This window comes from Daejeonella sp., assembly GCF_044232565.1.
GTDB lineage: Bacteria > Bacteroidota > Bacteroidia > Sphingobacteriales > Sphingobacteriaceae > Daejeonella.
Window position 1 is genome coordinate 1 of the sequence record NZ_JBIILQ010000066.1, and the last position, 11,984, is coordinate 11,984.

The 11,984-nt window shown below is 39.1% G+C and carries 13 protein-coding genes; 11 read left to right on the forward strand and 2 right to left on the reverse strand.

Going from position 1 to position 11,984, the window contains the following annotated elements:
* On the forward strand, window positions 1–210 hold a 210-nt coding region (locus ACILQF_RS05485; protein ID WP_395626410.1), incomplete at its 5' end, for a hypothetical protein.
* Between the two features lie 632 nt (window positions 211–842).
* Here ACILQF_RS05485 and ACILQF_RS05490 read toward each other — a convergent pair.
* The gene (locus ACILQF_RS05490) at window positions 843–1,541 is read right to left on the reverse strand and encodes a ComF family protein (RefSeq protein ID WP_395626411.1); all 699 of its coding nucleotides are present in this window, start codon (window positions 1,539–1,541) and stop codon (window positions 843–845) included.
* Window positions 1,542–1,761: 220 nt separating this feature from the next.
* A complete protein-coding gene (gene rlmN / locus ACILQF_RS05495) occupies window positions 1,762–2,805 on the reverse strand; it encodes a 23S rRNA (adenine(2503)-C(2))-methyltransferase RlmN (RefSeq protein ID WP_395626422.1) in 1,044 nt (347 codons plus the stop codon).
* Window positions 2,806–2,959: 154 nt separating this feature from the next.
* Between rlmN and ACILQF_RS05500 the strand changes: the two genes are divergently transcribed.
* From ACILQF_RS05500 to ACILQF_RS05545, 10 genes are read left to right on the forward strand one after another with little or no spacing between them, the layout of a single operon-like run.
* Entirely contained in the window at window positions 2,960–4,135 is a 1,176-nt protein-coding gene (locus tag ACILQF_RS05500) for an amidohydrolase family protein (RefSeq protein WP_395626412.1), read from the forward strand.
* A 28-nt stretch (window positions 4,136–4,163) separates the two neighbouring features.
* On the forward strand, window positions 4,164–5,108 hold the full coding sequence (locus tag ACILQF_RS05505; RefSeq protein ID WP_395626413.1) for an NAD(P)H-dependent flavin oxidoreductase: 945 nt from the start codon (window positions 4,164–4,166) through the stop codon (window positions 5,106–5,108).
* Window positions 5,109–5,113: 5 nt separating this feature from the next.
* Window positions 5,114–5,386 carry an acylphosphatase gene (locus ACILQF_RS05510; RefSeq protein WP_395626414.1) on the forward strand — a complete coding sequence of 91 codons (273 nt, stop codon included), beginning with the start codon at window positions 5,114–5,116 and terminating at the stop codon, window positions 5,384–5,386.
* Between the two features lie 27 nt (window positions 5,387–5,413).
* Window positions 5,414–6,916 (forward strand): oligosaccharide flippase family protein, encoded by a 1,503-nt coding sequence (locus tag ACILQF_RS05515; protein WP_395626415.1) that lies wholly within the window; start codon window positions 5,414–5,416, stop codon window positions 6,914–6,916.
* The gene (gene dut, locus ACILQF_RS05520; RefSeq protein ID WP_395626416.1) at window positions 6,913–7,344 is read left to right on the forward strand and encodes a dUTP diphosphatase; all 432 of its coding nucleotides are present in this window, start codon (window positions 6,913–6,915) and stop codon (window positions 7,342–7,344) included. The genes ACILQF_RS05515 and dut overlap by 4 nt, the downstream gene beginning before the upstream one ends.
* Window positions 7,345–7,349: 5 nt before the next feature.
* Entirely contained in the window at window positions 7,350–9,089 is a 1,740-nt protein-coding gene (locus tag ACILQF_RS05525) for a tetratricopeptide repeat protein (protein ID WP_395626417.1), read from the forward strand.
* Window positions 9,067–9,870, forward strand: coding sequence for a DUF4292 domain-containing protein (locus tag ACILQF_RS05530; protein ID WP_395626418.1), 804 nt, complete (start codon window positions 9,067–9,069; stop codon window positions 9,868–9,870). The genes ACILQF_RS05525 and ACILQF_RS05530 overlap by 23 nt, the downstream gene beginning before the upstream one ends.
* Before the next feature lie 14 nt (window positions 9,871–9,884).
* Window positions 9,885–11,150, forward strand: a complete 1,266-nt coding sequence (locus ACILQF_RS05535; protein ID WP_395626419.1) for a murein hydrolase activator EnvC family protein — start codon at window positions 9,885–9,887, stop codon at window positions 11,148–11,150.
* A 53-nt stretch (window positions 11,151–11,203) separates the two neighbouring features.
* The gene (locus ACILQF_RS05540; RefSeq protein WP_395626420.1) at window positions 11,204–11,635 is read left to right on the forward strand and encodes a twin-arginine translocase TatA/TatE family subunit; all 432 of its coding nucleotides are present in this window, start codon (window positions 11,204–11,206) and stop codon (window positions 11,633–11,635) included.
* A 10-nt stretch (window positions 11,636–11,645) separates the two neighbouring features.
* On the forward strand, window positions 11,646–11,840 hold the full coding sequence (locus ACILQF_RS05545; RefSeq protein WP_395626421.1) for a twin-arginine translocase TatA/TatE family subunit: 195 nt from the start codon (window positions 11,646–11,648) through the stop codon (window positions 11,838–11,840).
* Window positions 11,841–11,984 lie beyond the last annotated feature (144 nt).

The window sequence follows — 11,984 nt, forward strand, 5'->3', positions numbered from 1 at the left end:
AAACAAAAGGCAAAAGAAGGCCTAGTGGGTTTGGGAGGGGCATTGTTTTACCCTTCTGTAAAACGCAGCCCGTGGGCTTTTGGTTTTTGTGTGCGGTTGGTTTGCGCCGGCTGCCTTAGTCCAAAGGACTCCTTCGGAGAGGAAAAAAAAGTCTTTTGTTTCTTTTGGGCTTCAAAAGAAAGAGATTCATTTTTTTTGATTAGGGTTTAATAGTGAGAGTTGGAGGTTTATTGATGTTTCCCGCTCATAGCCGCGGGGGCCTAGTTACTTTTTCGTGGTGAAAATTAACCATGCCGAGGCTCTTCGCCGAGACCATGAGAACCTTTAAAAAACAATAAACAACAATCGAATAACAACCACCGCTGCGTCTGATGCTATGAAAGGTTCTGCGAGGGTTGGGGTTGTCATCGCCGCACCAGCCGAGGCGGAAGAAAGGTGAACGGAGGGTCTGTGCTAGGAAATCCTGCTAAATAATATCATTTGGTTTTTATAGCACATTTTTAAGAAAGCTGTCAAATGATTGCCGCTGCGTCTGATGCTATGAAAGGTTCTGCGAGGGCTAGGGTTGTCATCGCCGCACCAGCCGAGGCGGAAGAAGCGTGAACGGAGGGTCTGTGAACGGACGATTTGTGGTTGGATTGGAATTTATTTTTTGTGGTATAATCCTCTTGTCATTGCGAGGAGGCACGACGAAGCAATCTCTTTTCGTATCACAACCGTGAGATTGCTTCGCTTCGCTCGCAATGACAGGAAAAAAAGCCTCGCGATGACAGGAAAAAAGCCTTGCAATGACAGAAAAAAACCTCGCAATGAAAGTGTTGGCTTTACCATGTAAAAACAAATTATTCAGCATAGGCAATGGTGCAAATGCTGATTTCTACGCCCTCAATTTCTTGTAGTAGGATGCTGCAAGCCTCAAGTGTGGCACCGCTTGTCATCACGTCATCAATCAGCATGATGTGCTTATTAATTAGTTCTGCTTTATCTTTCACATGAAAAGCATGGATCAAATTTTCATATCGAGCATAGCGTGATTTCTTAGTCTGAGTTTCTGTATTTTCTAGTCTCACTAAATTTTTGCTGTTGATGGGGATTTGAAGAATGGCTGAAAGTCCCTGAGCAATACATTCACTCTGATTATAGCCTCTTTTTTTGAATTTTGAAGGATGTAATGGCACCGGTATAATCAGGTCCGACTTTTTAAAAACTTGCGATTTATTAAGCTCATAGGCATAGAGCTCGCCGAGGCGTATGCCGGTCTCGGGACTTTTCCTATACTTCAACTGATGCATCATGTTTTGTATTCTGCTGCCTTTTCGGAAATATACAAAGGCTATGGTTTGCACAACAGGGAATCTGCCCCATAATTGCTTGGCCATTTTATTGTTAGGGTCTTCGTGAAAATTTGTCTGTGGCAGGTGATAGATGCAATGGGTGCAAATTATTCGCTCATTCTTGAATAAACTTTTACCACAGGCAGCGCATAGTTCCGGGAAAAATAGGGATAGCAAATCCCATAAATAGCCTAAAATTTCTTTCATGCTTGAATTTAGGACTTGAGGATGGTATTGAAGTGTTTGTGTGGACTTGTTTAGTTAACGGTAGATCCTCTGGTCGGTGTTGTCACCGAACCAGCCTCATTCCTACCAGTCATTACTCTACCAGCTATCCCTTGTCTACCGGCTTCGTAGTGGTACGGTGACAACACCGACCACAGGGGTACGGTGACAACACCGACCACAGGGGTAATTTAAAGCAACATCAACCCTTTACTGCTAATTGTCCGCAGGCGGCATCAATATCCTTACCGCGGCTTCTTCTAATGTTGGTATTGATTCCACTTTTTCTAAGGTGCGAGGCGAAAGCTTCAATTTTATCGATACCTGCATTCTGATAGTCGGCAAAGCTGATTGGATTGTACTCGATAATATTCACCTTGCAAGGAATATGACGGCAGAATTTAACAAGCTCCTCGGCATCGCTGATATTATCGTTGAAGTCGTTAAAAACAATGTACTCGTAGGTAACTGGGCTTTTAGTCTTCGAGTAAAAATATTTTAAAGCCTCGGCCAATGCTTTTAAGGAGTTTTGTTCGTTGATAGGCATAATGGTATTCCGCTTCTCGTCGTTGGCAGCATGTAGGGAAAGGGCTAGGTTAAAGCGGACTTCATCATCCCCCAATTTCTTAATCATTTTAGCAATGCCTGCTGTTGATACGGTAATCCGCTTGGCAGCCATGTTTAAGCCGTCTTTTGCGGTAATTCGCTCTACCGACTTTAGTACATTTGCATAATTTAAAAGAGGCTCACCCATGCCCATATATACAATATTGCTCAATGGAATTTGATAGTTTTCCTTTGCTTGCTTATCAATTAAAACTACTTGATCGTAAATCTCATCTGCATTTAAGTTACGCTTACGATCCATGTACCCAGTGGCACAAAATTTACAAGTCAGACTACATCCCACCTGCGAACTCACGCATGCCGTCATACGGTCGGTGGCCGGAATTAAAACGCCCTCAATAATGTTATTATCATAAAGCATAAAGGAACTTTTGATGGTTTTATCGGAGCTAAACTGCGACCGATGCACCTTCACATTATTAATGGTAAAGCTTTCCTTCAATTTCTCTCTCAATGCTTTGGAGAGGTTACTCATTTCTTCAAAATCGGTGCAAGACTTTTCCCAAAGCCATTCATATACTTGTTTGGCCCTAAAAGCTGGCTCAGCAATGGAAATGAAGTGCTCTTTAAGCTTTTCAGGAGATAAGCTGCGTATGTCTATTTTTTGAGTATCTAGCATTGATTGCAAAAATACGATTTTTTTTTGTTCATTATCTGCATGTAGGGACAGGTCGCGACCTGTCCTTACGTTCGGTTATTGATTATTGGATGGGACAGGTCGCGACCTGTCCCTACAAATTTGCCTTTCCACTTTTAACTCCTACTTTTGCTACATGCCTAGATACATCAGTGCAGATTATATTTTCCCGATTAGTTCTGAACCTATTAAGGATGGAGTAATTATGCTTCATGACTCAGGGGAAATTCTGGATGTATTTAGTTCCAGTCAAATTGATCAGCTATCCAAACCCATTGAACGCCACCAGGGTATCATTGTTCCGGGTTTTGTGAATGCGCATTGCCATCTGGAGCTATCACACATGCTGGGTAAAATTCCTCGTGCCACTGGCCTGGTGTCTTTTATCAAATCGGTAATTAGTCAAAGAGCAGCAGATGAGGCACAGGTATTAGAAGCCATGAAAATTGCTGATGAGCGAATGTTTAACAATGGTATTGTTGCCATTGGGGATATTTCAAATATAGATTTATCCTTCTCAGTGAAGCAAAATAGCAAGATCTTTTACCATACTTTTATTGAGCTCCTTGGTTTTGATCCGGAAAAGGCGGAATTGGTTTTTCAAAAAGCGTTGGAGCTCCAAGCAAAGTTTATGCCCCTAAAGGCTTCACTTGCTCCACATGCTCCTTACTCGGTCTCAAAGCAGCTTTTTGACTTAATAAAATTCCATTCTGAAAGGCATGAAAACTTGTTTAGTATGCACAATCAGGAAAGTGAGCCTGAAAACGAGTTTTTCTTAAGTAAAAAGGGTCCTTTTATGGATTTCTATAAGATGCTGAATCTTAATATTGATTTTTTTCAAGCTCAAGGGCAGACTTCCCTGCAGTCGGTTTTGCCATTGCTGCCTGACAATCAAAAGCTTTTACTAGTTCATAATACTTTTACCAATGCAGATGATATCGCCAAAGCGAAACTATCAGGAAAAAATCTAAACTGGTGTTTTTGTCCCAATGCAAATCAATATATTGAAGGTCAATTGCCTGATATTGAATTAATTAGAAAGTCCGGCTTTAATATCACACTTGGGACCGATAGTCTGGCATCAAATGATAATCTTTGTATATTATCGGAGCTAAAAACCATCAAGAAGCATTTTGCTCATCTGCCTACGAGCGAGATTATGTGCTGGGCGACTAGCAATGGGGCACAATTTTTAGGGATAGAACAAACTTATGGCTCCATTGAAAAGGGGAAAACTCCAGGATTGAACCTCATTTCTCATGTAAATGGAATGGAGGTCACGCATTTATCCGAAGTAATGAGACTGGTTTAGCTGTTGTATTTAAAAATTAATTATAGTCATGAACGCAATTAAAAAACTCTTCAATATCGACTATCCAATTATTCAGGGTGGAATGGTATGGTGTAGTGGCTGGCGTTTGGCTTCGGCGGTTAGTAATGGCGGCGGACTCGGATTAATTGGTGCGGGTTCGATGTACCCAGAGGTTTTAAGGGAGCATATTCAGAAATGCAAAGCTGCAACAAATCGGCCTTTTGGCGTCAATGTTCCTCTTTTATATCCTGATATTGAGCAGATTATGAATATTATTGTGGAGGAGAAGGTGAAGATCGTGTTTAGTTCGGCTGGGAATCCGGCATTATGGACTCCCTTTTTGAAGGAAAATAATATCTCTGTGGTGCATGTTATTGCCAATAAAAAGTTTGCTCAAAAAGCTGAGGAAAGTGGTGTGGATGCCATTGTAGCGGAGGGATTTGAGGCTGGTGGACATAATGGGCGGGAAGAAACAACGACGCTTTGCTTGGTGCCTGAAATTTGCGAGGCGGTATCTATTCCTGTTATTGCTGCTGGCGGAATAGGAAGCGGAAGGGCCATGCTCGCTGCTTTTGCACTAGGGGCTCAAGGGGTTCAAATAGGTTCATTATTTGCTGCTTCACACGAATCATCGGCACATTCGAATTTTAAAAATGCAATTATTGAAGCCCAAGAGGGAGATACCAAACTTAGCATGAAGTCGCTCGTACCTGTACGTTTATTAAAAAATGATTTTTATTTGCAAATTGCCAAGGCTGAGGCTGAAGGGGCAAATAGACAGCAATTAATGGATCTTTTGGGTAAAGGAAGGGCAAAAATGGGGATGTTTGAAGGCGATTTAGTGGAAGGGGAGCTTGAAATCGGACAAATTGCATCGGCCATTCATGAGGTTAAACCTGCTGCCCAAATTATAAGTGAACTTTGGACTGAATTTATGCTTGAGAAGGAGCGTATTTCTGATTTAGATTTTTAAATAGGATGAAACATTTAGACATTACAGTGAGCGGTAAGGTGCAAGGGGTTTTTTATAGAGCTATGATTAAGGCCGTTGCCGATCAACTCGGGATTAAAGGGACTACAAAAAATAGGCCTGATGGGACTGTCTTTATCGAAGCGGAGGGTGATGAATTCTCTTTGGAGCTATTTCTTGAGTTTTGTCAGAAAGGTTCAGATAGGTCTCTTGTGGAAAATGTAAGCCCTATCGAGGGTGAATTAAAAAACTATCGTAATTTTGAGATTGTAAAAAAGTAATTTTATTCATGCTAAACCATTTTATCCTTGTCAGCAATTAAGAAATTTGCCGGTCAGACTGCGATTTACGGGTTTACGACTGTAATTACTCGTTTTCTCAACTTCTTTCTTACCCCAATTTATGTGGGGCTTTACTCTCCTAAAGTTTACGGAATATTTTCTGTGATGTATAGCTGGGCCTCCATGCTCAATGCTTTACTCGCATTTGGGATGGAAACGACTTATTTCAGATACTTAAATAAGTATGAAAACGACAAGCAGAAGGTATATAACAATACTTTTTTCACGGTTTTGATGCTGGCCTTGGTCTTCCTGCTTTTTAGTGTTCTTTTTGTTAATGACCTTGCAGCTTGGATGCAGATGGGTAATACCTTTGACCCCGATTATGCCCGATACATCAATTACTTTATTTACATCCTTGTTTTGGATGCATTGGCCGTGATTCCTTTTGCAAAATTAAGAGCCGATGGCCGTCCGCTAAGGTATAGCTTCATAAAAGTTGTTAATATTTTAACTTTTGTTGGATTTAACCTGCTTTTTATCTTTGTATTTCCGCTAATTATTAAACAGAATTTGTATGGCGTAGAATTTATAAGTTCTTGGTATAGAGAAGGTTGGGTAGGATATGTATTTATATCTAACCTCATTGCAAGTTTAATAACTCTTTTATTTTTATTGCCGGAGCTTTTCAAACTTACCTTAAGTTACGATTTCGCTTTGCTCAAGGAGATGTTTGTTTACAGTCTGCCAGTTTTAATTGCCAATATCTCCTTCATAATCAATGAAAACATTGATAAGATCTTTTTAGGTCAATTATTGCCTCCCGAGATATCGGAACAGGAAGTCGGAATTTATGCGGCATGTTGTAAAATCGCCATATTTCTAAGCATTTTTATCAATGCCTTTCGCTTGGGTGCTGAGCCATTTTTCTTTAGCCATGCTAAGAATAAAAACTCGGGTGAGACCTATGCCAAAATCATGAATTATTTTGTGATTGCCGTGTGCATGATTTTTGTTTTGCTGGTGGCTAATATTGAGCTCTTGAAATATTTTATTAAGGGCAAAGATGCGGCAGAACAGGCCATTTACTGGTCTGGATTAAAGATCGTACCTATTTTATTATTCGCGTACGTGAGCCTAGGAATCTATATCAATCTATCAATTTGGTATAAATTATCCGATCAAACACGCTATGGTTTATATATTTCAGGAATTGGGGCGGTTTTAACAATCGTCCTAAACTTAATTTTTATTCCTAAGTATAGCTATTTAGCTTCAGCATGGATTTCATTGGCGGCCTATACCGTAATGATGGTGCTTTCTTATTTCTGGGGTCAGCGTAATTACCCTATTCCATACAATCTCAAAAAGAATTTCATGTACCTGCTGACTTCAGTTTGTATTGTTTTTGTCGCATTTGTAGTATTTGACCGTAATTTAGTGGTTGGGAATGCCCTCTTTCTTATATTTACTGGAACAATAATTTTTGTGGAGCGTAAGGAATTAAAAGCAATTTTCGGCCTAAAATGATAATTAAGATAATTAACACATCAAATCACCCACTTCCAGCATATGAAACTCTTGCTTCTGCGGGAATGGATTTGAGGGCAAACATCAATGAGCAGATAGTGTTAAAAGCTATGGAACGTAAGCTAGTTCCTACGGGATTATTTATGGAGCTCCCTTTAGGTTTTGAAGCTCAAATTAGGCCTAGAAGCGGTTTAGCACTTAAACATGGGATTACAGTTTTGAACTCTCCCGGTACCATTGATGCCGATTATAGAGGTGAAATAAAAATTCTATTGATAAATTTTTCCGATACTGATTTTCAAATTAATAATGGAGATCGCATTGCCCAAATGATTATTTCAAAGCATGAACAAATAGCTTGGGAGTCCGTTGAAACACTTTCGGAAACCCCTCGTGGTGCCGGTGGTTATGGCCATACCGGATTATAAATAACATGAAGAAGGTTAGCCTACTCCTCGTTTTTTCAATCTATTTATCCTTTTTTACTTTTGCGCAGAAAATTGAGCACACTGACGATCAGGCTGATCTGCTTTTTGGGAAAATTGTAGCTTCTAATGATAGTCTGGAGGTTAAAAAACTGTTTTTCGCCGGACTTCAAGAAAAGTTAGTAATGAATTACCCGAAGGCGACGGCTCATTTTGAGGAGCTTCTTCAAATTGATCCAGCTAATCATGCTAGCCTCTTTGAATTAGCCAATATAAAGTTAGAAGAAGAGAAGTGGCCGCAGGCCGAAGAAATGATAAAAAGGGCCATAAGTTTCAAGGCTGATAACGAATGGTATTGGATTTTACTTGCCGACATCTATAAAAAGACCAATAAAATAAGTCAGCTGATTCCCGTTTTGGAAAAAATTTCTAAGCTTGCACCTAAGCAGGAGGATTATTTTTATGATCGGGCAAGCGCCTATATTGCTTTAAATGAGGTAGATAAAGCTTTGGCAACTTATCGTGAGATTGAGGATAAATTTGGCTCTTCGGATGAAATTAATTCTATGCGACAGCGTGTTCTATTACAACATGGGAAATATGGAGATTTAGAGAAAGAGCTTAGAAATCAAGTGATTGAAAAGCCAAAAGAGGTCAGAAATTATATTTATTTGAGTGAAGTACTTGTAAAGTCAGGCAAAGGTACGCAGGCTATGGAAGTGTTGCAAATGGCCAAAAATCAATTTCCTTCCAATTCCATGGTCCGGTTAGCTCTCGCAGACCAATATACCGCATTAAAGCAGATGGAAAACGCTTTTATTGAGCTTAAGATTGCTTTTGCCGATCCTGATTTAAATATTGATGAAAAAGTAAGGATTGTACTTTCATTCTTCCCCATGTTTGCTGAGATGAAGGCAAGAGCTTATGCAAATGAGTTAGCTTCGATCATGGTAAAAGTTCATCCTGAAGAAGCGAAAGCCTTTGCTCTTTTGGGAGATGTACTTTTTCAGGAGCGTAAATATGAAGATGCCAAAAAATCCTATCAAAAGGCCTTAGAAATTAATGATCAAGTATTGCAAATTTGGGAGCAATTATTGAGTATTGAGCTTAATAACGGTAATTTTGAGGAGTTAATTATTGATGGGAATAAAGCTTTGAGCATTTTTCCAAATCAGGCTACCTTATATCTTTATACCGGTATAGCTTATTCTCGACTTAGGAATCATGAAAAAGCGATTACTTTCTTAAAGGGAGCGCTTGATCTGGAGCCAGGCGACAAGGAGGTAGTGGTGCAGATTTACTCGACTTTAGGGGATTCATTCAATGCCTTAAAAAAGTTTAGGGAGTCGGATGAAGCATATAATCAAGTACTTGTTGCCGATGCTAATAATTTCTATGTTTTAAATAATTATGCGTATTATTTGTCGTTAAGGAGAGAGCGACTTGAGGAGGCGGAAAAAATGTCGAGGAAATCCTTAGAGCTTGATCCTAATAATCCATCTTCGGAAGATACCTATGCATGGATTTTATTTCGATTGAAAAGATATACAGAGGCCAAAAAATGGATTTTAAAATCACTGCAAGGGAAACCTGAAAATAATGCTACCCAGCGAGAGCATTATGGTGATATTTTATATTTCCTTGGTGAAGAGTCGAATGCCTTGGAGCAATGGGAAAATGCAAAGAGTCAGGGCGGAAGCTCAGAAAAATTGAACAAAAAGATAAATGAGAAAAGATACATTGACTAAAATTATTTGCGGGATTGCTTTTTTAGTGGTTTTTGCATCCTGTAAAGCTAAAAAAGAGCTTTTGCCTGCTTCGCTTATTCCAAAAGTGATGGCCGAGGAGCCCAAGTCGGACTTAGCGAAAGTTGCAAAAATTAATGCGCTTAAGCAGATGAATACTACTTTTAAAACGCTGTCGATTAAAGCTAAAGCAGACTTGAACATAGATAACAAGAGCAATGAAGTAAATATGAATATCCGAATGAGAAATAATGAAGCGATTTGGGTATCTGTTACTGCAATTGCAGGTTTAGAAGTTGCACGCGCATTTATAACTCCTGATAGTGTAAAAATCTTAAATCGCCTAGATAACATCTACATTCAGAAACCATTTAGTTATATTTATGAGTTTACGAATGAGCGCATAACTTTCCAAACATTGCAATCGGTTTTGCTGGGAAATGCGATGGAAGAATTTATTAGTGAAAACACAGATGTGATTACTGAAGGAGAAAATACGTCATTTAAGACCGTTTTAGCTTCAATGATTTATAATTTAGAGGTAAATCTCCAGAATAAAGCTTTAGTAAACCAATTGAGTGATCTTGAGGCTGGCCAAGAGCTTTTTGTGAATTATTCAAATTTTACTTCAGTTAATGAGCAACAAATACCTCATTTAGTAAGCATGAATTCGAAGGCTAAGAGTAAGGTTATTAGTCTTAATTTTGAGTATATAAAGATTGAGATGGATACCAAGTTCGAACTTCCATTTAGGGTGCCAGAGCGCTTTTCGATAAAAAATTAAATACATTTGTTAGTATGAAGAGTTTAAAGTGCATCTTTTTCTTGTTTTTCTTTTGCCTAGGCTCCCACGTTTTTGCTCAGAGTAGTTCTGATCTTAGAAGACAGAAGGAGGCCTTGACGAGGGAGATTGAATCGCTCAACCGAAGTTTGAATCAAACAGCGAGCAATAAAAACTTGTCGCTCAAGGAGATTAGAGCATTAAATGCACAGATACGATTACGAGAGAAAAAGATAAACGTTATCAATTCGGAAGTGAAGTTGTTGGATAACCAGATCTCTGACAATACAAATACGGTACGATCTTTACAATCTCAATTAAATAAGCTTAAAAAGGAATATGCGGCCATGGTATTATTTGCCTTCCGTAATCAGAGTGCATACAGTAAGCTGATGTTTATTTTTGCTGCCGAAAATTTCAATCAGTCATATAAACGCCTGAAATATCTGCAGCAGTTTAGTGAGTATCGTAAAAAGCAAGCACGTTATATTGAAGGTACGCAACAAGATCTCAATGTAAAAATTGTGGAGCTTGACCGAAATAAGAAAGAAAAAAATAACTTGCTTTCTGATCAGCAAAAGGAAAAGCGGACTTTAGGGGTTCAAAAGTCCAGTAAATCAAAGGTTTTAAGTAGCCTAACTAATCAAGAGAAGAAATTAAAGCAGGAGCTTACACAAAAGCAAAAAGAGTCTGCAAGGTTGAACCGAGCCATTCAAAATGCAATTAATCGCGAGATTGATGAGGCCAGAAAAAGAGCGGAAGCCGAGGCTAAAGCTGCTATTGCGAAGGCAAAGGCTGAGAATAGGGAAGTTCCTGATGCAAAGCCGGTTGCGAGTGGATCAAGTATTTTATCGGCCACACCTGAGTCGGCCAAATTATCATCTGATTTTCTGGGTAGTCGCGGTAGTTTACCTTGGCCTGTAACAAGTGGAATGGTTATTGAAGATTTTGGGAATCATACGATTGGTCGGAATGTGACGGTTGAAAATAATGGTGTGGATATAAAAACAGCGCCAGGATCACAAGTAAGGGCAGTATTTGCAGGTGAAGTTGCGGCAGTACAGAATATTTCAGGTTCCTATGCAGTTTTAATTAGACATGGTGAATATTTCACTGTTTACTCCAATTTAAAGAGTGCTAGTGTATCAAGAGGGCAGAAAGTTACGTTAAAACAAAATATAGGGGTAGTAATGTCTGATCCTATAGATGGAACTACCGAAGTGCACTTTGAAGTTCGTAAAGGAGCAACTCCTTTGAACCCCTCAAGCTGGCTTTCGAATTAATTTTAAATTAAAGGTGTTTAAAATGCCTATATTTGTATATTGATCGTTTTAATATGTATAATTCAATAATGTTATTTATGAATATCGGCGGACCGGAAATGATCCTCATATTCGTTGTTATTTTACTTTTGTTTGGAGGTAAGAAGCTTCCGGAGCTTGCCCGCGGACTAGGAAAAGGTTTGAGGGAGTTTAAGGATGCCTCGGATGGTATTAAACGTGAAATTCATAATAATATCAATACTGTTACTGAGGCAGCCGATTTAGAAAAGGCAGCCGCTGCAAATCCGGTAAATAATTATCAGGATACTGAAAATACCTATTCAGAATCACCAAATAGCTATGGTATACACGCAGATGGGACTTATCCAGACATGCATGCACCACTTGCAGATACTCATTCTACAGAAAATAAATCAAGTGATGAAGCTCCTTCGGGCGAAGTTATGCCTGGGGAAACGGCTTCTGACAATTCAAAAACACTTTAAATAAATTATTATGTTAAATTCAATTTTGTTATTTATGGGACTTGGAGCTACGGAAGCAATATTAATCGTTGTGGTTGTCCTTTTGATGTTTGGCGGAAAAAAAATTCCTGAACTTATGCGCGGATTGGGCAAAGGTATCAAGGAATTTAAAACGGCTCAAAATGGCGAAGGTGATGCACCTTCAAAAGATCAGGACGCTAAATAATTTTTTTTTAGAATAATCTTTTTGTTTGTCATTTTCATGGCGATCAAAAAGATTATTCTATCCTTTTGCCTATTGGGAATCTTTAGAGACGATAGAGAGCCAAACCCTGGCTGGCATGAATAAATGGAATCCACATTTCACCAA